The sequence below is a fragment of the Sandarakinorhabdus glacialis genome (assembly GCF_014643455.1).
GTDB lineage: Bacteria > Pseudomonadota > Alphaproteobacteria > Sphingomonadales > Sphingomonadaceae > Sandarakinorhabdus > Sandarakinorhabdus glacialis.
Genome location: NZ_BMJM01000007.1, coordinates 130,184 through 151,600, shown reverse-complemented (window position 1 = coordinate 151,600; position 21,417 = coordinate 130,184). Strand labels below are relative to the sequence as shown.

At 66.2% G+C, this 21,417-nt stretch carries 20 protein-coding genes; 4 read left to right on the top strand and 16 right to left on the bottom strand.

Features of this window, described 5'->3' with window-relative positions; translation table 11 throughout:
• Positions 1-21: 21 nt before the first annotated feature.
• The 4 genes from IEW98_RS11320 to IEW98_RS11305 all read right to left on the bottom strand — a co-directional run bounded on the left by IEW98_RS11320 (position 22) and on the right by IEW98_RS11305 (position 2,675).
• The gene (locus IEW98_RS11320) at positions 22-708 is read right to left on the bottom strand and encodes an SDR family oxidoreductase (protein ID WP_188763059.1); all 687 of its coding nucleotides are present in this window, start codon (positions 706-708) and stop codon (positions 22-24) included.
• Between the two features lie 91 nt (positions 709-799).
• Positions 800-1,540, bottom strand: coding sequence for a sulfotransferase-like domain-containing protein (locus IEW98_RS11315; protein WP_243450711.1), 741 nt, complete (start codon positions 1,538-1,540; stop codon positions 800-802).
• Positions 1,537-2,469 carry an aminotransferase class IV gene (locus IEW98_RS11310; protein WP_188763058.1) on the bottom strand — a complete coding sequence of 311 codons (933 nt, stop codon included), beginning with the start codon at positions 2,467-2,469 and terminating at the stop codon, positions 1,537-1,539. The genes IEW98_RS11315 and IEW98_RS11310 overlap by 4 nt, the downstream gene beginning before the upstream one ends.
• An 8-nt stretch (positions 2,470-2,477) precedes the next feature.
• Positions 2,478-2,675, bottom strand: a complete 198-nt coding sequence (locus IEW98_RS11305) for a DUF1192 family protein (RefSeq protein WP_188763057.1) — start codon at positions 2,673-2,675, stop codon at positions 2,478-2,480.
• A gap of 45 nt (positions 2,676-2,720) precedes the next feature.
• On the opposite strand from IEW98_RS11305, the gene IEW98_RS11300 reads away from it, so the two are divergent.
• Both IEW98_RS11300 and IEW98_RS11295 read left to right on the top strand, forming a co-directional pair.
• On the top strand, positions 2,721-3,722 hold the full coding sequence (locus IEW98_RS11300) for an NAD(P)H-quinone oxidoreductase (RefSeq protein WP_188763056.1): 1,002 nt from the start codon (positions 2,721-2,723) through the stop codon (positions 3,720-3,722).
• A 150-nt stretch (positions 3,723-3,872) separates the two neighbouring features.
• On the top strand, positions 3,873-4,877 hold the full coding sequence (locus IEW98_RS11295; protein WP_188763055.1) for a zinc-dependent alcohol dehydrogenase family protein: 1,005 nt from the start codon (positions 3,873-3,875) through the stop codon (positions 4,875-4,877).
• A 30-nt stretch (positions 4,878-4,907) separates the two neighbouring features.
• Here the strand turns inward: IEW98_RS11295 and IEW98_RS11290 are convergent, their stop codons facing one another.
• The 6 genes from IEW98_RS11290 to IEW98_RS11265 form a co-directional block, all read right to left on the bottom strand.
• On the bottom strand, positions 4,908-5,504 hold the full coding sequence (locus IEW98_RS11290) for a DUF4136 domain-containing protein (RefSeq protein ID WP_188763054.1): 597 nt from the start codon (positions 5,502-5,504) through the stop codon (positions 4,908-4,910).
• A gap of 118 nt (positions 5,505-5,622) precedes the next feature.
• The gene (locus IEW98_RS11285) at positions 5,623-5,898 is read right to left on the bottom strand and encodes an HPr family phosphocarrier protein (RefSeq protein ID WP_188763053.1); all 276 of its coding nucleotides are present in this window, start codon (positions 5,896-5,898) and stop codon (positions 5,623-5,625) included.
• Positions 5,898-6,299: a PTS sugar transporter subunit IIA gene (locus tag IEW98_RS11280; protein WP_188763052.1), complete on the bottom strand. Its 402-nt coding sequence runs from the start codon at positions 6,297-6,299 to the stop codon at positions 5,898-5,900. Before IEW98_RS11280 ends, IEW98_RS11285 begins: the two co-directional genes overlap by 1 nt.
• A complete protein-coding gene (gene rapZ, locus IEW98_RS11275) occupies positions 6,296-7,681 on the bottom strand; it encodes an RNase adapter RapZ (RefSeq protein WP_188763051.1) in 1,386 nt (461 codons plus the stop codon). Before rapZ ends, IEW98_RS11280 begins: the two co-directional genes overlap by 4 nt.
• Positions 7,681-9,261 (bottom strand): sensor histidine kinase, encoded by a 1,581-nt coding sequence (locus IEW98_RS11270; protein WP_243450710.1) that lies wholly within the window; start codon positions 9,259-9,261, stop codon positions 7,681-7,683. Before IEW98_RS11270 ends, rapZ begins: the two co-directional genes overlap by 1 nt.
• Positions 9,233-9,976 (bottom strand): response regulator transcription factor, encoded by a 744-nt coding sequence (locus tag IEW98_RS11265; RefSeq protein ID WP_188763050.1) that lies wholly within the window; start codon positions 9,974-9,976, stop codon positions 9,233-9,235. Before IEW98_RS11265 ends, IEW98_RS11270 begins: the two co-directional genes overlap by 29 nt.
• 248 nt (positions 9,977-10,224) lie before the next feature.
• Here IEW98_RS11265 and IEW98_RS11260 point away from each other — a divergent pair, with 248 nt between their 5' ends.
• Both IEW98_RS11260 and IEW98_RS11255 read left to right on the top strand, forming a co-directional pair.
• Positions 10,225-11,835: a phosphoenolpyruvate carboxykinase gene (locus IEW98_RS11260; protein ID WP_188763096.1), complete on the top strand. Its 1,611-nt coding sequence runs from the start codon at positions 10,225-10,227 to the stop codon at positions 11,833-11,835.
• Positions 11,836-12,125: 290 nt separating this feature from the next.
• On the top strand, positions 12,126-14,054 hold the full coding sequence (locus tag IEW98_RS11255) for a DNA/RNA helicase domain-containing protein (RefSeq protein ID WP_243450709.1): 1,929 nt from the start codon (positions 12,126-12,128) through the stop codon (positions 14,052-14,054).
• Positions 14,055-14,234: 180 nt separating this feature from the next.
• On the opposite strand, the gene IEW98_RS11250 is transcribed toward IEW98_RS11255, so the two are convergent.
• The 6 genes from IEW98_RS11250 to IEW98_RS11225 form a co-directional block, all read right to left on the bottom strand.
• The gene (locus IEW98_RS11250; protein WP_188763049.1) at positions 14,235-14,969 is read right to left on the bottom strand and encodes a phosphoadenylyl-sulfate reductase; all 735 of its coding nucleotides are present in this window, start codon (positions 14,967-14,969) and stop codon (positions 14,235-14,237) included.
• Positions 14,962-15,444, bottom strand: a complete 483-nt coding sequence (locus IEW98_RS11245) for a DUF934 domain-containing protein (RefSeq protein WP_188763048.1) — start codon at positions 15,442-15,444, stop codon at positions 14,962-14,964. The genes IEW98_RS11250 and IEW98_RS11245 overlap by 8 nt, the downstream gene beginning before the upstream one ends.
• Positions 15,437-17,077 carry a nitrite/sulfite reductase gene (locus IEW98_RS11240; protein WP_188763047.1) on the bottom strand — a complete coding sequence of 547 codons (1,641 nt, stop codon included), beginning with the start codon at positions 17,075-17,077 and terminating at the stop codon, positions 15,437-15,439. Before IEW98_RS11240 ends, IEW98_RS11245 begins: the two co-directional genes overlap by 8 nt.
• Positions 17,077-17,364, bottom strand: coding sequence for a DUF2849 domain-containing protein (locus IEW98_RS11235; RefSeq protein WP_188763046.1), 288 nt, complete (start codon positions 17,362-17,364; stop codon positions 17,077-17,079). Before IEW98_RS11235 ends, IEW98_RS11240 begins: the two co-directional genes overlap by 1 nt.
• The gene (cobA, locus tag IEW98_RS11230; protein WP_188763045.1) at positions 17,349-18,125 is read right to left on the bottom strand and encodes a uroporphyrinogen-III C-methyltransferase; all 777 of its coding nucleotides are present in this window, start codon (positions 18,123-18,125) and stop codon (positions 17,349-17,351) included. The genes IEW98_RS11235 and cobA overlap by 16 nt, the downstream gene beginning before the upstream one ends.
• 155 nt (positions 18,126-18,280) lie before the next feature.
• The gene (locus IEW98_RS11225) at positions 18,281-20,992 is read right to left on the bottom strand and encodes an Rne/Rng family ribonuclease (RefSeq protein ID WP_188763044.1); all 2,712 of its coding nucleotides are present in this window, start codon (positions 20,990-20,992) and stop codon (positions 18,281-18,283) included.
• Between the last annotated feature and the right edge of the window lie 425 nt (positions 20,993-21,417).

Genomic DNA, 21,417 nt, shown 5'->3' with positions numbered 1-21,417 from the left:
CCTCGCGTTTGTGGCCGGGGATCACCAAGGAATGCTGGCGCCGCTATAGTCGAGATAGAGATGCCCCGGCGCGGTGTTGGCCTCGATGACCTCGACCAGTCCGGCGACGCTTTCCTCGACCGACAATGATGCCGTCGGCCCGCCCATTGCAGTACGAACCCAGCCGGGATGCAGCGTCAGCACGCTGATCGGCTTGTCCTTGAGCACCGTCGCCACAAAACCGCGCGTCAGCGTGTTGAGCGCCGCCTTGCTCGCCCGATACAGGTCATAGCCGCCCCCGGTATTGCCGCCGACCGAGCCCAGGATCGACGACATGAAGGCGAGCGTGCCGCCATCGGCGATCCGCCCGCGCAACCGGTTGGCGACGCGGATCGGCGCGACGGCATTGGTGTGCAGCAGCGCCCCCATTTCGGCCGGCGTCACTTGCGCCACGGAGCCGTGCGCCGGTCCCATGACCCCGGCGTTGACGAAGACCAGGTCGAACCGCGCGCTGCCGAGCGCGCCATCGAGCGCCGCGATGCTGTCGTCACTATCGATATCGACCGTCGCCGGCGTAATGCTGCCACCACTCGCGGCAATCGCGGCGGCAAGGTCGGGCGCCTCGCCGCGTGAAGTGGCGGTGACCTGCCAGCCGCGGCTGCTCAACGCCTTCGCCAAGCCGAGTCCGAGGCCGCGCGAGGCGCCGATGATGATCGCTGTCTTTGCCATGGTTCAGGTCCTTTTTTGGCGGATATCGGTGTGTAGGCCCCGATCGACAGGGAGGGAACACGGCATTGGTTGGGCGGCGGACAGGAAAACTTCAGCCAGCCCGGAGACGATGGCCGGCAAGATAGTCGTAATGCGGCCGGCACGCATCGCGAACCTTTTCAGCGGCGGCATCGAGCACCGGCGCCGGCCCCTCGCCGGCTTCAAATCCGGTCGATTCGAGTACACGCCCATACCAGTGGCTGGCCCAGACCCCGTCACTCTGGCGCGGCCCCGGCGCCCAATGCAGCATCGCCGGATCGAAGCCGATGCCCAGCGCCGCACAAAGCGCCGCCAGCACGGCCCGGGGATCGCCGAGCACATCGGCCGAATCGACGACCGCCGGGGCCTGGCCGAGCCGCTCGGCCTCGCGGTCGAACCAGTCGCGCTGGCGGGCATAACCCAGATCGGCCGCCGTCACCGTCACCCGCTTGGCGGCATAGCTGGCGATGACACGTTCCGGCGCGCGGATGAGAAAGGCATGGCGGAAGCCCGACAAATCGGCGAAATCCACCGGCCCCACCATGTGGTGCGCCATGTGCTTCTGGTACCAGATCGGCGCCGGCGCAGGCCCCGACAGTGCTTGGGCGACGTTGTGCCAGTCGCAGTCCATCGACGCGATGACAGCTTCCTTCATCGGCTGGTCCTCGCCGGTGTGCTTCAGATAGGCCCCATAGAACGGTTCGTCGCTGACAACCGTATCGGCGCGCGCCCCGAAGCTGCGCATCATCGCCGTCGACAAGTTACGCGGCCCCGACCACATTGCGATACGAAGCGGGGCGATGGGAAATGTCACGGCCGGGAACGCGCCGCCGTGTCGGCCAGGATATGCGCCCGATAAAGCCCCTGCAGCCGCTCCACCATCGGCCCGCGACCCTTGGTCAGCATCCGGCCATCGATCGTCCGCACCGGCACCACGCCGGCAAATGTCCCGGTGACGAACGCCTCGTCGGCGCCATAGACATCGGTCAGCGAAAAATTCCGCTCGAACACCGGTATGCCATTGGCCTTGCACAAATTCACCACATTCCGCCGGGTGATCCCATCGAGGCAATAATCCCCCGACGACGTCCACACCTCGCCCTTGCGGACGATGAAGAAGTGCGTCGAATTGCACGTCGCGACAAAACCATGCGGATCGAGCATGAGCCCCTCGTCCGCCCCCGCCTGTGTCGCCTGGATGCACGCGGTGATGCAATTCAGCTTCGAATGCGAGTTGAGCTTGGGGTCCTGCACATCGGGATAACCCCGCCGGACATGGACGGTAAACAGCGTAATGCCGCGCTCGGTCGTCACCGGCAACGGGTCCTTGTGCTCGGCGATGATGACGATCGTCGCCGGCGACACGACGACGCGCGGGTCCTGGTACGGCGTCGACCGCAGGCCCCGCGTCACCATCAACCTGATATGGCAGGCGTCCATTCGGTTGGCGTCGATGACATCGTACAACCGCTGCTCTAGCTCGCCCCGCTTCACCCCCAGGTCCATGAAGATCGCCTTGGCACCCTCCCACAGCCGGTCGAGATGCTGGTCGAGAAACGCAATCCGTCCCGCATGGACGCGCAAGCCCTCCCACACCCCATCGCCCAGCATGAAGCCCGAATCGAACACCGACACCATCGCCTCGGCGCGCGGCTTGAGCACGCCGTTGACGCTGATCAGGATCGTCTCGTTGCGCGGGTCGGCGGCGTGACTATGGGTGCCGAGGGCTGCGTCCTGGGTCATGAAAAACTCTATTTTCTGAACAGATTATCGGCTGCGGCGCGAAAGCTGGCCGCCCCCTGCCGCTTCTCGCGGGTGCGCTTGAGTTCGGCCTCGAGCGCGTCGATGCGGCCATCGAGCTCCCCGATCGACAGCTTGTCGAGGTCCTCGGCCTCCAGCTCGGCGAGGCGGTCGGATTTGCGGCGCGGCGGTTCTGGTTCGTCGAACATGGCAGAAATCGTTGACCCGGCGCGCGCCCGAGTCAATATCCCCGCATGTCCATTCCCAGCACCATGACGGCGATCGACCCTGCAGCGCCGGGAGGCCCGGAAGTGCTGGTGACCGCCCAGCGACCGGTGCCGCAGCCCGGCGCCGGCGAAGTCCTCGTCAAGGTCGCTGCCGCCGGGGTCAACCGCCCCGACGTACTGCAACGCCTCGGCCTCTACCCGATGCCGCCCGGCGTGCCGACGATTCCCGGCCTCGAGATCGCCGGCACGATCGTCGCGGTTGCGGGCGACGTCACCCGCTGGCAAATCGGCGATGCAGTCTGTGCGCTCGTCGCCGGCGGCGGCTATGCCGAATATTGCACCGCCCCGGCCGGGCAATGCCTCGCCGTTCCCAAAGGCATGGCGATGACCGACGCCGCCGGCCTTCCCGAAACCTGGTTCACCGTCTGGTCGAACGTCGTCGATCGCGGCGGTGCCGTGCGCGGCGAAACGATGCTCGTTCACGGTGGCACCAGCGGCATCGGCGTCACCGCGATCCAACTCGGCATCGCACTCGGTCTGACGGTTATCGTCACGGCCGGCAGCGCGGCGAAATGCGCGGCGGCACTGGCGCTCGGGGCCGCGCACGCGATCGACTACAACGCCCAGGATTTCGCCGCCGAAGTCGCCGCGATCACCAACGGTCGCGGCGTCGATATCGTCCTCGACATGGTCGGCGGCGACTATATCCCGCGCAATCTCAAATGCCTCGCCGACGACGGCCGCCACGTCTCGATCGCTTTCCAGCGCGGCGCCAAGGCCGATCTCGACCTGACCGCGATCATGCGCAAGCGGCTGGTGATGACCGGCTCGATGCTCCGCCCGCGCTCGATCGCCTTCAAGACCGCCATCGCCGAAGTCCTCGAACGCGCCATCTGGCCCGAATTCGAATCCGGCCGCCTCACCCCGGTAACCGACAAGGTGTTCGCGCTTGCCGACGCTGCCGACGCCCATCGGCGGATGGAGGCCGGCACCCATGTCGGCAAGATCGTGCTGCGCATCGGGGCCTGACGACAGCAAGCGCATTTACCCAGACTGTCATCCCGGGCTTGACCCGGGACGCAGTTGCTTCTCCGAGGGGCCTGACGCTTCCGAGGGGAAGGCGCGCGCCGCGAGCCCGTGTAGGTCGTCAGCATCATCGATCCTGAAAGGCCTGTTCCCATGCGCGCCATCCAACTGAAAAAGCCCGGCGGGATCGATAATCTTTACGTCGGCACCTCCGAACTGGCGCCGATGGGTCCCGGCGACATTCACGTCCGCCTCCACGCCAGCTCGCTCAATTACCATGATTATATCGTCGTCCTTGGCGGCATCCCGACCCCTGACGGCCGCATCCCGATGTCGGACGGCGCCGGCATCGTCGTCGCGGTCGGCGAGAACGTTACCGAATTCGCTGCCGGCGACCATGTCGTCAGCACCTTCTTCCCGCTCTGGCTGGCCGGCCAGCCGACGATCGCCGGCATGCAGCGGGTGCCGGGCGACCGCAACGACGGCTATGCCCGCGAGGAAGTCGTCGCGCCCGCAACCTCGTTCACTAAGGCGCCTGCCGGCTACACCCACGCCGAGGCAGCGACCCTCACCTGCGCCGCGCTGACGGCATGGCGCGGACTGTTCGTCGAAGCCAGCCTGCAACCCGGCGAGACCGTGCTGGTCCAGGGCAGCGGCGGCGTCTCGGTCTTCGCCCTGCAGTTCGCCAAGGCCGCCGGCGCCAACGTCATCGCCACCTCGTCATCCGACGCCAAGCTGGAAAAGCTGCGCGCGCTGGGGGCCGACCACCTCATCAACTACAAGCAGGACGAAGCCTGGGGCATGACGGCGCGCAAGCTGACCGGCGGCCGCGGCGTCGATCATGTCGTCGAGATCGGCGGTGCCGGCACCTTAACCCAGTCGATTGCGGCAACGCGCCTCAACGGCAACATCGCCATGATCGGCGTGCTGGCGGGGCTCGCAGGCAATGTCGCCACGGCGGCGATCATGTCGGGCAATATCAAGGTCAACGGGATCACCGTCGGCAGCCGCGAACACCAGACCGCGATGATCCGCGCCATCGACGCCAACGGCATCAAGCCGGTGATCGATTCGAGCTTCGCGCTCGAAAAGATCGGCGATGCTTTCCGGCTACAGGCGTCCGCCGCCCACTTCGGCAAGATCGTTCTCGAATGGTAGGGGGGCCGCCGCCGCAGACCCCCATCGCAACTAGTTGAGGCGAACCTGCGTCGTCACGCCCGGCGTGCCGGGGAATTCGCGGAACAGCGCGTTGGCAAGCTGTGGCACGGCGCCGGTTGCGGTGGCGCCGGGTTCGCCGACGCGGGCTTCCTTGACGGCGCGGCCTTCCCAGATGATCGCCTGGTCGGCATTGCGGCGGATCTGCACCGCCAGCGTCGTCGATCGCATGTTCGGGTTGCGGCGGCTGCCCCTGCCGACAGGCACCGAGACATTGGCGCCAAGGCCGGAATTACTGCCGATCGGCAGCCCGATGCCGGCGCCGACGGTCACCCCGGGGCGGGTGACATTGCCCATCGCATCGGCCTGGCTGATGTCGATGGTGGCGACATATTGCGTCTGGCTGGCCGGCAGCCCGGTGGTGTAGCCGATCCGGCGCATCTCGATAGCGACAGTCTCGGCATGAGTACGGAATTCGAGGCTCTGCTGGACCAACGGATCGGACGCGACGACAGCCAGCGTGCCGCGCGAAATCGGCGCACTGTTGTGAAAGCGCACGACATCGGCATAATTATTGTTCGAACACGCCGCCAGCCCGAGCAAGGCCATGGCAAGCGGCACGGCGATCATCGGTCCCTTTATCCGGGCAGCCAGTCGGCCGGACCCGAAACAATCGTCTAGCAGACGATATACCACGGGGAAATGTCGCAATGATTATTTTCTGCGCGATGCTAGCGGTCGCTGCGACCTAGTCCTCGCCGAACTTGTCGAGCACCAGCCCCTGCAACCGGGTCACTGCCGCCTCGGCATCCGGCCCGGTGGCGCTGATCTCGATACTGTCGCCGATCCCCGCCGCCAGCATCATCAGACCCATGATCGAGGTGCCCGTCACGCTGCCGCCGTCATGGCTCACCGTCACATCGGCGTCGAAACCGCTGGCAATGGTGACGAACTTCGCACTCGCCCGCGCATGCAGCCCGCGCTTGTTGGTAATCGGCACGGTAACCGGCCCGACCGTCTGCATCAGGCCGCTTCGCCCAGCATCTTCGACGCCACCGCGATATATTTGCGCCCGGCCTGCTGCGCCGCCTCGACCGCCGCCGCCAGCGGCAGCGTCTTGCGCACGCTCGCCAGCTTGATCAGCATCGGCAAATTCACCCCGGCGATGACTTCAACGCTCGGCCCCATCAGCGAGATCGCCAGGTTCGACGGCGTGCCGCCGAACATGTCGGTCAGCATGATGACGCCCTGGCCGACATCGGTGCGCCCGATCGCGGCGGCGATATCGGCGCGCCGCACCTCCATGTCGTCGTCGGCGGCGATGCAAATCACTTCGCATCTTTCCTGCGGCCCGACGACATGTTCGGTCGCGGCGCGGAATTCGGCGGCCAGGCGGCCATGGGTAACGAGGACGAGACCAATCATGCGGCGCCCTGCTCACCCGTTCCGGGCACCGCTGTCAATATGGCAGCATCATTACCATGGCTGGCGACATCGCGGTGCACCAATGCCGGCGCGTGCCCCGCTGCCTCCAATCGCGCCTGCAACGCCCGCGAAACCGCCACGCTGCGGTGCCGCCCGCCGGTACAGCCGATGGCGATGGTCAGATACGCTTTCCCTTCGCGGCCATAGCCGGGCAGCAATGTCAGCAACAAATCCTCGATCCGGTCGAGCGCCGGGCCATAGGCCGGGTCGGCGGCGACGAATTCGGCAACCCTCTCGTCCTCGCCGGTCAACGGCCGCAGCGCCACGTCCCAGTGCGGATTGGCGAGAAACCGCATGTCGAATACCAGGTCGGCATTGCGCGGCAGGCCATGCGCGAACCCGAACGACTGGATCGTCACCGTCAGCGGATGCTGGCCGCCACTGCCAAGTCGCTCGGCGATCCGCCGGCGCAGGTCGCTCACCGAAAGGTCGGTCGTGTCGATGACCAGGTCGGCCCAGCGCTTCAGCGGCGCCGTCAATTCGCGCTCGCGCGCCACGCCATCGGCTGCCGGGCGATCCGCCGCCAGCGGATGCCGCCGCCGCGTCTCCGAAAACCGCCGCACCAGCTCGTCGTCGGCGCAATCGAGATACATCAGGTGGATGTCGGTCCCCTCGGCGCGCAGGCTCCGCAGCCGCGTCACCAGCGCCTCGGCGTCGAACGCCCGCGTCCGCGTATCGATGCCGAACGCCAGCGGCCGCGGCGGCGCGCTGTCTTCCGCCGAATTCAGCAGCGTCTCGACCAGCCCCAGCGGCAGATTGTCGACCGCTTCATAATCCAGGTCTTCCAATGCCTTGAGTGCCGTCGACTTGCCGGCCCCCGACATGCCGGTGACAATCAGCAGCGGCGGCGCCGCAATCGCTGGAGCAAGGGAAGGGGCTGAGTCGGGCGGCACAGCGGCAGGTCTAGCTTGGAGTCCGAGATGGCGCAAAGCCAGTTCGACCTTCTGCACTGCCGATACCCCGAAAGGATCCAGCCCGATCAACGGGATCGCCAGCCCAAGATAGTCGGTGGTGGCCGGCTCCGGCAGCCGCTCCGGCTGGGCGTCAAGGTCGATCGCCAGCGCGACCACCGCCGGCGCCGTCGCCAGCGGCACCACTCCGATCCCGCGCACTTCGATCATGTCGGCGATCGTCTCCGGTACCGCCGCCAACAGCTCGTCCCCCGTCCGCGTCAGAATCACCCGGTCGTCCGCCACCAGCCGCCAGCCGCGATCGACCAGCCGCAGCGCCAGGTCGGACTTGCCGCTCCCCGGCGGCCCGAGCAGCAGCACCGCGCGCCCGCCCAGCGCCACCGCGGTCGCATGGATGGTCGGCGGCAACATCAGTCCGCCGGCAGGTCGACAGTGAAGCAGGCGCCGTGCGGCAGCCGGTCATCGACCCGGATGCTGCCGCCATGCGCCTCGACGATGGCCCCGGCGATCGACAGCCCCAGCCCCGAATGCCGCCCGTAATCCTCCCCGTCGGGCCGCTGCGAGTAAAACCGCTTGAACACGTCGGCGCGGTTCTCCGGCGGCACCCCCGGCCCCTCGTCCTCGACCCGCAGCCGCACCCGCCCCGGCGCCGTCTCGGCACTGACCACCACCAGGCCGGGGTTCGGCGAAAACGAGATTGCGTTGTCGATCAGGTTGCGCAGCACCTGCGCCAGCCGCGCCGGATCGCCCTGCACCTTCGCTGCCCCGGCGCTCGGCGGCAGATACTCGATCGACAGCCCCGCCGGCAGCCCCGCCACCCGGTACGCCGCGACCAACCCGGCCGCCAGCGCCCCCGCGTCGACTCGCCCGAATCGCGTCCGCGAAAGCTCGGCATCGAGCCGGCTGGCGTCGGAAATATCGGTTATCAGCCGATCGAGCCGCCCGACGTCGTCGCGGATCACCGCCAGCAGGCGCGCACGCAAATCGGGCTGCTCGACCGCATCGAGCGTATCGACAGCGGACCGCAGCGACGCCAGCGGGTTCTTCAACTCATGCGCCACGTCCGCCGCAAAGGCTTCCGTCGCGTCGATCCGGTCGCGCAGCGCGATCGACATGTCCGACACGGCGCGGGCCAGCGCCCCGATCTCGTCGCGCCGGTCGGGCAACCGCGGCACGATCACCTCGCGCGACCGCCCCAGCCGGACCCGGTGCGCCGCAATCGCCAGCATCCGCAGCGGCCGCACGATCGTCCGCGCCAGGTACGACGACAGCAGCAGCGTCAGCCCGGTCACCGCCAGCAGCAGCCAGAACGAGGTCAGCCGCTCGGCGCGCAGCAACCGCGTCAGGTCGGCGGCGCTGTCGGTCAGGTGGATGACGCCGCCGCCAACCACCGGGGCCGCTGCCGAAATCACGAAATTGCCGTCGTCGGCCCGCCGCAATCGCGTCTGGGGCGACTGCATCAGGCCCGCTGCCCGCGTCTCCTCCCATTGCGCCGCGGTGTCACGCGCTGCCTCGACATACACCGGGATCGGCTTGAACGAGCTGACATCCTCGAGGGCGCGATCAATGAAGCGCGCCGACCGCCGCCGCCACGTCTGCGTCTCCGGCCCGTCGAGCTTGAACCGGTGCTTGGCCCGCCGCCAATTGTCGGCAATCACGCCGCCGTCATCCGCATAAAGCCGCAACCGCGTGCCGCGCGGAAAGTCCCGACGCTCGATGATTCCCGCCCGGCTCGCAGCGGGCAAGTCGCCGACGAACCCGGCAATGGTGATTGCCTGGATCGCCAGCTCGGTGCTGCGATCCTCGATCAGCCGGGCGCGCACCGTGTCGATATACAGCAGCAACAGCGCCAGCACGATGACGGCAAAGATATTGACGGCAAAGATCCGCGCCCGCAGCGAGCCAAAGCCCAGCCCCCGGCGCCAGTCCTCGACCTCGGCGGCTTGCCGCCGCCGGTGGTTATCATTCCTCGTTAAAGCGATATCCGACACCGTAAAGGGTCTCTATCCCCTTGAAATCATGATCGACCGCGCGAAATTTCTTGCGCAGCCGCTTGATATGCGAATCGATCGTCCGGTCGTCGACATAGACGTCGTCCTGATACGCCGCATCCATCAACTGGTCGCGCGATTTGACGAACCCCGGCCGGCTCGCCAGCGTCTCCAGGATCATGAACTCGGTCACCGTCAACGCGACATCGCCGCGCCGCCCCTCGCCGGCATCCCAGGTCACCCGGTGCCGCGCCGGGTCCATCACCAGCCGGCCGCGGATGATCGGCTCGGCCGCCGGCTCATCCCCGGGCGGCGCATCGGCCGGCGCGTTGCGGTTTGCCGCCCGGCGCAGCACGGCGCGAATCCGCTCGATCAACAGCCGCTGGCTGAACGGCTTGCCGATATAGTCATCGGCGCCCATCGCCAGCCCCAGCGCCTCGTCGATCTCGGTATCCTTCGACGTCAGGAAGATCACCGGCACCTGCGACTTTTCGCGCAGCCGGCGCAGCACTTCCATGCCGTCCATGCGCGGCATCTTGATATCGAGCACCGCGAGGTCGGGCGGGTTTTCGGTCAACGCCTTCAACGCCGTATCGCCATCCGAATACATCCGCACCGTAAAGCCCTCGGCCTGCAGCGCGATCGACACCGACGTCAGGATATTGCGGTCGTCGTCGACAAGCGCGATTACAGGAGCTGGGTTGCCGGTCGACATCGGCGGTCTTGTCGCCGCATCGGCAGGGCTTGGCAAGGTTACTGCTCATTGGGAGTAGCCCCCCCGCTGTGCCCTCCCATTTTTACCTGGTGTTGACACAAGGCCTTTTGACGAACTGCCACGCCTCGGTTATGCGCCCTTCAAGTGGGAGATCGCAGGCCGCAACGTCGGCCATTGTCATTACCGGTGGTTTCGGCCGCCGGCTGTTAAAGAAGGATTGGCTCGTGCCATCATCGATTGCTTCCCGGATGGCTTCGGCGCACGGCCTCGCCGACTTCGGCTATCCGACCGCCGCCACCCAATACTGGAACCTCGGCACCGCGCCGCTCGTCGAACTCGCCGTCAAGCGCGGCGAAGGCCTGTTGTCGAAGGACGGCGCGCTTGTCGTCGAAACCGGCCAGCACACCGGCCGCAGCGCCAATGACAAGTTCATCGTTCGCGACGCCGTCACCGAGGACGCGATCTGGTGGGGCAAGACCAACAAGGCGATTTCCCCCGCCCAATTCGCCGTCATCAAGGCCGATTTCCAGGCAGCCCTTGCCGAAAAGGAGGATGTCTTCGTCCAGGACCTGTTCGGCGGCTCGCAGCCCGAGCATCGCGTCAAAGTCCGCGTCATCACCGAGCGCGCCTGGCACAGCCTGTTCATCCGCACGCTGCTGGTGCGTCCGGAAGCCGCAGTGCTTGCCGACTTCCTGCCCGAATACACGATCATCGACCTGCCCAGCTTCAAGGCCGACCCGGCGCGCCACGGCTGCCGCAGCGAAACCATCGTCGCCGTCGATTTCGAAGGCAAGACCATCCTTATCGGCGGCACCTCCTATGCCGGCGAGATGAAGAAAAGCGTCTTCTCGATCCTCAACTACCTGCTGCCGCTGTCGGGCGTCATGCCGATGCATTGCTCGGCCAACATGGGGCCAAAGGGCGACACCGCGGTGTTCTTCGGCCTTTCGGGCACCGGCAAGACGACACTGTCGGCCGACGCCTCGCGCACTCTCATCGGCGATGACGAGCATGGCTGGTCCGACACGGCGGTCTTCAACTTCGAAGGCGGCTGCTACGCCAAGGTCATCCGCCTGTCGGCCGAAGCCGAGCCCGAAATCTACGCAACGACGCAGCGCTTCGGCACCGTGCTCGAGAACGTCGTCATCGATCCGGTCACCCGCGTCATCGATCTCGACGACAACAGCCTGGCTGAAAACAGCCGCGCCTCGTACCCGATCGACTTCATCCCCAACGCCAGCGCCGACAACCTCGGCCCGGTGCCGGACAACGTCATCATGCTGACCGCCGATGCCTTCGGCATCTTGCCTCCGATCAGCAAGCTGACGCCGGAACAGGCAATGTACCACTTCCTGTCGGGCTACACCGCGCGCGTCGCCGGCACCGAAATCGGCGTCACCGAACCCGACGCGACGTTCAGCACCTGCTTCGGCGCTCCCTTCATGCCGCGCCACCCATCGGTCTACGGCAACCTCCTGAAGGAACGCATCGCCAAGGGCGGCGTCGACGTCTGGCTCGTCAACACCGGCTGGACCGGCGGCGGCGCCGGCACCGGCGGGCCTGAAGAACTTCGGGGCACCCGCATGCCGATCAAGGCCACCCGCGCCCTCCTCAACGCCGCGCTCGACGGCACCCTCAAGACCGGCGAATTCCGCACCGATCCCAACTTCGGCTTCCAGGTCCCCGTCGCCGTGCCGGGTGTGGACGCCAAGATCCTCAACCCCCGCGAAACCTGGTCCGACAAAGCCGCCTACGACGAAAAGGCCAAGGGCCTAGTCAACATGTTCATCGCCAACTTCGAACAATTCGCCGATCACGTGGACGCCGGCGTCATGGAAAGCGCCCCCAAAGCAGCCTGATCCCCCCTCTCCCGCCCGCGGGAGAGGCGAGACGTGCCCCAGCGCGCCGGGTGAGGGTGCACGAAATCTCGCCAAATGAGGCTTCACCTCCCCCCGCTGGGGGGAGGTCGAGAGCCGCGTCTTCGCGGCCCGGGAGAGGGGATCTTTCTTCACCCGCCGCACCACAACACCCATAATGGCGCGACTTCTGCCAAAACCCCCTTGCCGCGCCCGCCCACACCTGGCACGCCCAGCAAATGCAGCGCGCTTATTACCAAGCCAGCGGCGCGACCTTCGCCACCGCTGACCCCATGGCCATCCTCGGCGCCCTCACCAACGCACTCCCCTTCGCTGCCGAAATCGCCCAGCGCGGCGCCTGGAAAGTCGAAATCGACCACCTCCAGCTCATCGGCGCCCAACTCCCGACCGCTGAAATCTTCCTCGAATTCGCGATCCCCCGCATGGGCCGCCGCGCCGACGCCATTATCGTCGCCGGCGGGCTCGTCTTCGTCCTCGAATACAAGGTCGGCGAGCGCAGCTTCCCCCGCCACGCAATCGAGCAAGTCCATGGCTACGCGCTGGACCTCAAGAATTTCCACGTCACCAGCCACGACAAGGCCATCGTGCCGCTGCTGATCTCGACCGAGGCGCCGCCCCAGCAACTCGGCCTCGGCTTCTGGGCCGACGACCGTGTCCACGAACCCATCCGCCTGGGCGTCGGCGACGTGCTCCCCACCATCCAGCGCATGATCGCCGTCGGCGGCGCAGCACCCTTCGATGCCGCCGAATGGGCCAGCGGCGGCTACCGCCCAACCCCCAACATCATCGAAGCCGCCGAGGCCCTCTACCGCGGCCACGCCGTCACCGAAATCTCGCGCTCCGAAGCCGGCGCCGAAAACCTGACCCGCACCGCCGCCGCCATCGAGGCCGTCGTCGATCGCATGAAAGCCAACGGCGGCAAGGCGATCTGCTTCGTCACCGGCGTTCCCGGCGCCGGCAAGACCCTCGCCGGCCTCAACATCGCCTGCGGCCGCATGGCCAAGGATGTTGGCGAAGACGCCACCTTCCTCTCAGGCAACGGCCCGCTCGTCGATGTCCTCCGCGAAGCCCTCAAACGCGACGTCCGCGCTCGCAAGGGCCGCCCCGTCGCCGGCGATGGCGACGCCCGCCACCTCGCCGAACGTTCCCCAGACAAGTTCGTCCAGAACGTCCATCATTTCCGCGACGAATATCTGCTCGGTGCCATCCCGTCGGAACACGTCGTCGTCTTCGACGAAGCCCAGCGCGCCTGGGACCGCAAGCAGACCGCCGAATTCATGCGCAAGAAACGCGGCCAGGCCGGCTTCGACATGTCCGAACCCGCTTTCCTGCTCTCGGTCATGGATCGCCACCCCGACTGGTGCGTCGTCGTCTGCCTCATCGGCGAGGGCCAGGAAATCAATCGCGGCGAGGCCGGCGTCTCCGAATGGGTCCGCGCCCTGCAAGGCGACCTGCGCCACTGGGAAGTCCATCTCCCGCCGCACCTCCTCGAAGAAGGATCGCTCGATGCCGGCTTGCGCTGGCACCTGTCACAGCGCGTGCCCAACCCCGAACCCGAGCTCCACCTCGCCGTCTCGATCCGCTCGTTCCGCGCCGAAACCGTCTCCGCCTATGTCGCGGCCGTCCTTGGCGAAAACAGCAGCGCTGCACTCGCCACCCTGCCGCGCCCCAGCGACTTCCCGGTCCTCCGCACCCGCAACCTTGCCACCGCCCGCGCCCGGCTCCGCGCCAAACGCCGCGCCGGCGAACGCGCCGGGTTATTGGCCTCCTCGAACGCCCTCCGCCTCAAACCCGAGGGCCTCTACGTCAAGGCCGAAGTCGACGTCTGCAACTGGTTCCTCAACCCCGTCGAGGACGTCCGCTCCTCCGACGCCCTCGAAGACGCCGCCACCGAATTCGACGTCCAGGGTCTCGAACTCGACTGGACCTGCGTCGCCTGGGATCTCAACCTCCGCCGTATCGACAAATGGGAAGCTCGCGCCTTCCGCGGCACCCGCTGGACCGCGATACACGGCGACAGTGACGAACTCGGCCGCGCGGACTATGTCCGCAACGCCTATCGGGTCCTCCTGACCCGCGCCCGCCAAGGCATGATCATTTTCGTGCCGCCAGGCGACGCCGAAGACGCCACCCGCCCGCCGGCCGAATACGACGCAATCTACAATTGGCTAGGCGACTGCGGCGCGACAGAACTCACCTGACCAAAACTGTCATGCCAGCGAAGGCTGGCATCCAGAACAGGCACCGCCTCCGCAGAAAAAAGGGCCATCCCCCAAACATTGCCGCCAACAGTCCGGCAAAACCCCATCCCGAGGCGCAAACCACCCGTCAACAACCCGGCCTCTTTCCCAGGACACGCCGCCCAAACGCCGCAAATCCCCTCAAAACGCCGGATCGTGGATCCCGCATTCAGTCTTGTCCCAACCCCGCCACCGCCCAGACCGCGGATCCTCGCCCGGCTGAACCTGCGACGTGCATGGCACGCACCCAACGCTGGGATAACCCTGCGCCTCCAACGGATGCCGCGGCAAACCCGCCGCCCCAAACCGCGCATCGATCGCCTCGCGCGTCCAATCCGCCAATGGGTTGACCTTCAACCGGCCCTCATCGATCTCGAAGCGCGGCAGCGCCCCACGCCCGGCCTGGAATCCCTTGCGCCCCGAAATCCACGCGTCGAACGGCGCCAAGGCCCGTCGCAGCGGCTCCACCTTGCGCAGATCGCAGCAACCATCCGGATCGAAGCTCCAACGCAGGCTGGTTGCGTCCTTGGCGGCGAGCAAACGCGGGTCTGGCCGGAATACCCGCAAATCGGTAAAGCCAAGCTTTTCAGCCAGTTCATCGCGATACGCCAGCGTCTCGCCAAAGATCTTCTGCGTGTTGATGAAGATCACCGGCACGTCCTTGTCGGCATCGGCGACCATCGCCAGCAACACCGCCGACTCGCTGCCGAACGACGAAACCGACGCCACCCGGCCCTTCAACTCGCCGTGGAGCAAGTCGGCCAGCATCGCCTCGGTCGACACGCCCTCATATTTGGCCGTCAGCCGCACGACGTCGTCGGCGCCGAACGGCGGCGTCGTTTCAATCGTGTCGAGCTGACGCGCCAGATCAGCCATGCCGCAGCGCCCAAACGGGCGTCTTGCCGTCGGCGGACTTCATGTAAACATAGGGATAGCGGTCGAGCGTCGCCTGGACAACGCCCGGATCGAGCGGCGCATCGGGTGCAAAGCTGTCGAATCCGACCCGGCGCATGAAGCCGATCTGATCGACCAGCACATCGCCCACCGCCCGGATTTCGCCGGTAAAACCAGCCTCGCGCAAGATGTTGGCCGATGAATAACCTCGCCCGTCGCGAAACTTCGGAAACGCCACCTCGATCAGCTTTAACCGCCCCAGATGCGGGATCAGGTCGCGCGCATTCTCGCCCGGATCGACCCGCACGGCGGCAAAATTGCCGCCACCGAGAAAATCCGCCAGGGGTGCAATCGGGCTCTCGAACGGTGCATCGTCGCGAAAGCGCAGCAGCGCCGGCGTATCGTCGAGCGCCGGCGACGGTGCTCCAGCAACCGCACTTTGATCCTGGTTATCCATAGACGGCTTCCTTGAAAGGTGCCGGCCCGAGGCGGCGATAGGTGTCGAGAAACCGCTCTTCGGGCGCCGAGCGCGCGGTGCGGTAGAAGGCGATCAGCTTGTCGACAGCAGCGACAATGCCGTTTTCGTCGAGGCCCGGCCCGAGGATCTTGGCGAGCGACGCGTCTTCGGCACCCGATCCGCCGAGCAGCAGCTGATAGGCTTCCTCGCCCTTTTTATCGACGCCGAGGATGCCGATATGGCCGGCGTGGTGGTGCCCGCAACCATTGATGCAGCCCGACACCTTGATCTTCAGTTCGCCGATATCGCGTTGTTCGGCAACGTTATTCTCGAACTTGGCAGCAATGTTCTGGGCGATCGGGATCGAACGGGCGTTGGCCAAAGTGCAATAATCCATGCCCGGGCAGACGATGATATCGGTCACCAGGTCGAGGTTCGGCGTCGCCAAGTCAGCCGCATCAAGCGCCTGCCACAACGCATACAAATCCGCCTTGCGGACATGCGCCAGCACGAGGTTCTGACTGTGCGTCACGCGGATTTCGTCGTGCGCATATTTCTCGGCCAGATCGGCGATCACGTCGATCTGCGCTGACGAGGCATCACCCGGAATTCCGCGCTTGGGCTTCAGGCTGATCGTCGCAATCGCATAGCCCGGCTGCTTGTGGGCATGGACGTTCTGCGCCACCCACATCGCAAAATCCGGATCCGACAGGTCGAGCGTATCAGTCGCCGTCAGGTCATATTCGGGGTCGCTGAACTGCGCGATAATGCGGTCGTATTCAGCCTGCGGTGCATCCAGCCCGAGCGGCTCAAGCTGCGCCCATTCGGCTTCGACCTGGCGGGTGAATTCCTCGATGCCGAGTTCGGTAACGAGGATCTTGATGCGCGCCTTGTAGATGTTGTCGCGGCGACCATAGCGGTTATAAACCCGCAGGATTCCTTCGGAATAGCTCAGAAACTGGCCGACCGGGATGAAGTCGCGGACGATCTTGCCGATGATCGGGGTGCGGCCCATGCCGCCGCCGACATAGACGCGGAAACCCAGGTCGCCAGCGTCGTTCTTGCGCAGTTGCAGCCCGATATCATGAAGCTGGATGGCAGCGCGGTCGGTGTCGCTGGCGATGACGGCGATCTTGAACTTGCGCGGCAAAAAGCTGAATTCGGGGTGGAGCGTCGACCATTGGCGCAGCAATTCGGCGTAGGGTCGCGGATCGGCGAGCTCATCGGCGGCGGCGCCGGCGAACTGGTCCGAGCTGATGTTGCGGATGCAATTGCCGCTGGTCTGGAAGGCATGCATTTCGACCTTGGACAAATCGTCGAGCAGGTCAGAGAATTGCTCGAGCTTGATCCAGTTGTACTGAATATTCTGCCGTGTGGTGAAGTGCCCGTAATCGCGATCATATTTGCGCGCGATGTGCGCCAGCATCCGCATCTGCGTGCCCGAAAGCGTGCCATAGGGGATCGCGACGCGAAGCATATAGGCGTGGAGCTGCAGGTACAGCCCGTTCATCAGCCGCAGCGGCTTGAACTGGTCCTCGGTGATCTCGTTGCGCAGGCGGCGGCCCACCTGCTCCTTGAATTCGGCAACCCGGGCATCGACGATGGCCTGGTCATATTGGTCGTAGCGATACATCAGATGACTTCCGTCGAAAGGCTGCCGCGCGCGAGGTCGGCGCGGACGCTGGGCCCCGAGGCGCGGACGCGCTCACGGGTGGTGGTCGGGACATAGGCGCCGGGCTCGCCGGTCACGTCGACGAGCACGGGATCGTTGATCCGCTCCTCGGCGACCAGCCGCGCAACAAGGGCATCGCCTTCTTCGCCAAGGGCGACGGCGTCCTTGATCTGGGTGCTCCAATCGGAGCCGTTCCACCACAGGACATCGCCGGTTTCAAGGCGGTTACCGGTCAGGATACGGGGCATGGTACGGCCTTTGTGATGCTGGTCAGGGCGTCTGCGCCAAGCGTGGCGACATCGCCGACAATGATGAGGGCAGGGGATTTGACAAGTTCGCGCAGCACGGCGCCGCCAAGATCGGCAAGCACCGAGCGCAGCACGCGCATGTCGGGTTGGGTGGCGCGCTCGAGGATGGCGATCGGCGTATCGGGCGACAGGCCGTCGGCGATGAGTTTTTCGGCGATCCGGTCGGCGCCGGTGACGCCCATGTAGATCACCAGGGTACGGCCCTTGCCCGCCAGCCCGGTCCAGTCCTGATTGGCGAGCCCGCGGCATTCGCCGGCGACGAAGCTGACGATCGAGGCATGGTCGCGGTGCGTCAGCGGCATGAACGCCGCCGCGGCACCCCCCAGCGCCGAGGAAATGCCGGGGATCACCTCGACGGGAACACCGCCCGCGACACAGGCGCTGACTTCCTCGCCGCCGCGGCCGAAAATGAACGGGTCGCCGCCCTTCAACCGCACCACGACATTGCCGGCGCGCGCCTCGGCGACGAGCAGGTCGCCGATCGCGTCCTGCTGCATGGTGTGGCGATCGCGGCGCTTGGCAACCGATACGAGCCGTATGCCGGCAGGGACCAGCGCCATGACATCGCCGCCGACAAGCCCGTCATGGACGACGACATCGGCCAGGGCGAGGGCGCGCGCGGCGCGAATGGTCAACAGGTCGGCAGCGCCGGGGCCGGCGCCGACGAGGATGACCCGGCCAGGATTTACGTGCGAATTCATGACGGGGACTTAGTCCCTTGAATGGCGTCAGCGCCAGATGCGGCGCTGCAACGCTTTCTTGACCATGGCGAAGGTTGGTTTCCCCATGACGAGGCTGGGCTTTTTTGACAGCCAGTCTCCGGCGGCAGCGATTTCCCGCCGCCGGAGATCAGGCGTTATCCGAACGTACGCTGCCACCAGCCCTTTTTGCCGCCGCCCTGCGGCGCACTTGCGCCGGCTTCCGGAGCGCCAGCGCCGGCATCCGAAGCAGCGGCATCGGCATTCGGCACGGCCGCTTCGGCAACCGGCGCAGCGGCAACGGCCACCTTTGCGGGCTTGCGCGCCGGCACCTTGGGTTTGGCAGCGGCGACCTTGACAGCGGCGCCCTTGACAGCGGCCTGCTTTGCAGGCGTTGCCGCCTTGGCCGGCACCGTCACCCTGGTTTCATCAGCCGGAGCGGCTTCGGCCTTGGGCTTGCGCCCGGCACGGCGCGGCTTGGCAGCAGGTTCGGCCGGGTCGCTCGCCTCGACCGGCGCCTCAACGACGGGTGCCTTAACGACAGGCTCTTCACCAACCGGCGCTGCCTGTTCCGCAGCCTTGGCAGCAGGTGCCGCGACCGGCACAGGCCGCGCCGTCTTGCTCGGGCGCTTGCGCGGCCCCTTGCTGACCGGCACCGCTTCGGGCTCGGGCTCGGGCGCAGCGACCTCGGTCACCACCTCGGTCGCCGCCTCGGCCGTCAGGTCGGGCACCGCCTCGATATCGGCTTTGCGGCGACGACTGCGCCGCGGCTTGGCGTCGGCTTCGTCCGGCTCCGCAGCGATCGCCAGCGGCGCTTCCACCGGCGCATCGACGCCTTCGGTCTCGCCCGCATCGCGCGGTGCACCGTCACGGCGACCCCGGCGACCACGACGACGCCGCTTGCGATCGCCGCCCTCGCGCTCACCCCGGGCCTCGGTTTCGGCCGGCGTCTCACCGGGCTCGGCAACGATCTCGGCGCGATTCCCGTCTTCGGAAACCGGCAGTTCCTCGCCGCCTTCGCCGACAGGCGCGTCATCGCGGCCATCACGCCCGCCACGCCGGCGGCGCTTGTTGCGGCCGCCGCGCTCGTTGCGATCACCATTCCGCTCGCCGCCGCTACGCTCGCTGCGCTCGGCGCGATCGTCCTCGTCGCCCTCGTCCTCGGGCACATAATCGTCGGGATCGTCCTCGATCCGCACCGGCGCCGGCAGGGCCTGCATCTCGACCTTCTTCGTCGGCGGCGGACCACCGGCATCGATAGCAAAATTCGGCCCGATCAGCGCTTCGTCGGGCACGGTGACAATGGTGACGCCGTACAATTCCTCGAGTTCGGCAAGCTCGATACGCTTGCGGTTGAGGATATACACCGCCACTTCGTCGCCGGCGCGCAGGGTGAATTCGCAGGCGCGGCCACGCAGCGCCTCGGCTTCGAGGGCACGCAATGCCGCAAGCGCCGCCGATGCGACCGAGCGCACCATGCCGGTGCCCTCGCACATCGGGCAGATGTGGGTGCTGGCTTCGAGGATGCCGGTGCGCAGGCGCTGCCGGCTCATTTCCATCAGCCCGAATGCCGAGATGCGGCCGATCTGGATGCGCGCGCGGTCATGGCGCATCGCGTCCTTCATCGCCTTTTCGACGCGGCGGTTGTTGGCGCCAACTTCCATGTCGATGAAATCGATGACCACCAGCCCGGCCATGTCGCGCAACCGCAACTGGCGGCCAATCTCCTCGGCCGCCTCGAGATTGGTCTTGGTGGCGGTTTCCTCGATGCCGTATTCGCGCGTCGAGCGGCCGGAGTTGATGTCGATCGACACCAGCGCCTCGGTTGGGTTGATGACGATATAGCCGCCCGACTTCAACTGGACGACCGGCTGGTACATGCCCTCGAGCTGCTGTTCGACGCCGAAACGCTGGAACAACGGCACATTGTCCGAATATTCGACGACCTTGGGCGTGTGGCCGGGCATCAGCATCGACATGAAGCGCGACGCGTCGGCAAAGCCTTCGGGGCCTTCGACCAGCACCTGTTCGATGTCGCGGTGATAGATGTCGCGGATGGCGCGCTTGATCAGGTCCGAATCCTGATGGATCAGCGCCGGCGCCGACGAGGTCAGCGTCTTTTCCCGAATTTCGTCCCACAGCCGCGTCAGATAATCGAAATCGCGGCGAATATCTTCCGAACTGCGCTTCAACCCGGCGGTCCGCACGATGGCGCCCATGCCGGTCGGCAGCTTCAGTTCCGACATGATCGACTTCAACCGCTTGCGATCGGCCAGGTTGGAAATCTTCCGGCTGATGCCGCCGCCGTGCGCGGTGTTGGGCATCAGAACGCAATAACGGCCGGCCAGCGACAGATAGGTGGTCAGCGCCGCACCCTTCGATCCGCGCTCTTCCTTGACGACCTGGATCAGCAGCACCTGGCGGCGGCGGATGACTTCCTGGATCTTGTAGCGGCGGCGCAGCGATTGCCGCTTGCGGCGTAGCGCGTCGGTCGGTTCGTCGTGCTGGCCACCGGTTTCGGCGAGCTCCTCGCCTTCGCTGCCTTCGTCGTCATGGGGATGGTCGCCGTCTTGGTCGGCGGCGTATTCGGCCTCCTCGCGGAGCAACGCCTCGCGATCCTCGCGGGGAATCTGGTAATAGTCGGGATGGATTTCGCTGAAGGCGAGGAAACCGTGGCGGTTGCCGCCGTATTCGACGAACGCGGCCTGCAACGACGGTTCGACGCGGGTGACCTTGGCGAGGTAGATATTGCCCTTGAGCTGCTTGCGATCGGCAGCTTCGAAGTCAAATTCCTCGATCCGTTGCCCGTTGACGACGGCGACCCGGGTTTCCTCCTGGTGGCGGGCGTCGATCAGCATGCGAAGTGACATGATATGGCTCCATGGCGCGGCGGCTGAGTCCCGTCGGGGACATGCGGCGGCGCGTATTTGTGATGCCGGCACGGCGCGAAGCGGCCGGCTGGACTATGATGATCTGGCAGAAAAGCTCGGCCTGATCATGGGGAGCCGCCGACCATGCTGGCGCCGCTGCAAGAGCGTTTCCAACTGGCATGTACGGCGTCTCGATCATCAGGCCCCTAAATGACGTCGCCCGGTCTCGATCTCGACCGGGTAGCTATGACCGGGTGGCTTCGACAAACATCGTCTTTGCAGACAACAGGACGAAGGCCCGAAAAACAGTGGCCAAGCCGCTGTAGGTCAATTTGTAGCAGTGTGCGCAAGATGCGGCAAGAGGCGGACATTTCCGGTCTCGGTCACGACTGGCAATGAAGCAGGCCTAAACGAGAAACGCCGCC

Excerpts from the sequence above, each read along its gene's own strand:
- IEW98_RS11280 (WP_188763052.1), bottom strand. The coding sequence starts at position 6,299 with ATGATTGGTCTCGTCCTCGTTACCCATGGCCGCCTGGCCGCCGAATTC.
- IEW98_RS11225 (WP_188763044.1), bottom strand. The coding sequence starts at position 20,992 with ATGTCACTTCGCATGCTGATCGACGCCCGCCACCAGGAGGAAACCCGG.
- IEW98_RS11260 (WP_188763096.1), top strand. The coding sequence starts at position 10,225 with ATGGCTTCGGCGCACGGCCTCGCCGACTTCGGCTATCCGACCGCCGCC.
- IEW98_RS11320 (WP_188763059.1), bottom strand. The coding sequence starts at position 708 with ATGGCAAAGACAGCGATCATCATCGGCGCCTCGCGCGGCCTCGGACTC.
- rapZ (WP_188763051.1), bottom strand. The coding sequence starts at position 7,681 with ATGTTGCCGCCGACCATCCATGCGACCGCGGTGGCGCTGGGCGGGCGC.
- IEW98_RS11295 (WP_188763055.1), top strand. The coding sequence starts at position 3,873 with ATGCGCGCCATCCAACTGAAAAAGCCCGGCGGGATCGATAATCTTTAC.
- IEW98_RS11310 (WP_188763058.1), bottom strand. The coding sequence starts at position 2,469 with ATGACCCAGGACGCAGCCCTCGGCACCCATAGTCACGCCGCCGACCCG.
- IEW98_RS11265 (WP_188763050.1), bottom strand. The coding sequence starts at position 9,976 with ATGTCGACCGGCAACCCAGCTCCTGTAATCGCGCTTGTCGACGACGAC.
- IEW98_RS11255 (WP_243450709.1), top strand. The coding sequence starts at position 12,126 with ATGGCCATCCTCGGCGCCCTCACCAACGCACTCCCCTTCGCTGCCGAA.
- cobA (WP_188763045.1), bottom strand. The coding sequence starts at position 18,125 with ATGAATTCGCACGTAAATCCTGGCCGGGTCATCCTCGTCGGCGCCGGC.
- IEW98_RS11305 (WP_188763057.1), bottom strand. The coding sequence starts at position 2,675 with ATGTTCGACGAACCAGAACCGCCGCGCCGCAAATCCGACCGCCTCGCC.
- IEW98_RS11250 (WP_188763049.1), bottom strand. The coding sequence starts at position 14,969 with ATGGCTGATCTGGCGCGTCAGCTCGACACGATTGAAACGACGCCGCCG.
- IEW98_RS11235 (WP_188763046.1), bottom strand. The coding sequence starts at position 17,364 with ATGCCCCGTATCCTGACCGGTAACCGCCTTGAAACCGGCGATGTCCTG.
- IEW98_RS11240 (WP_188763047.1), bottom strand. The coding sequence starts at position 17,077 with ATGTATCGCTACGACCAATATGACCAGGCCATCGTCGATGCCCGGGTT.
- IEW98_RS11300 (WP_188763056.1), top strand. The coding sequence starts at position 2,721 with ATGTCCATTCCCAGCACCATGACGGCGATCGACCCTGCAGCGCCGGGA.
- IEW98_RS11285 (WP_188763053.1), bottom strand. The coding sequence starts at position 5,898 with ATGCAGACGGTCGGGCCGGTTACCGTGCCGATTACCAACAAGCGCGGG.
- IEW98_RS11290 (WP_188763054.1), bottom strand. The coding sequence starts at position 5,504 with ATGATCGCCGTGCCGCTTGCCATGGCCTTGCTCGGGCTGGCGGCGTGT.
- IEW98_RS11245 (WP_188763048.1), bottom strand. The coding sequence starts at position 15,444 with ATGGATAACCAGGATCAAAGTGCGGTTGCTGGAGCACCGTCGCCGGCG.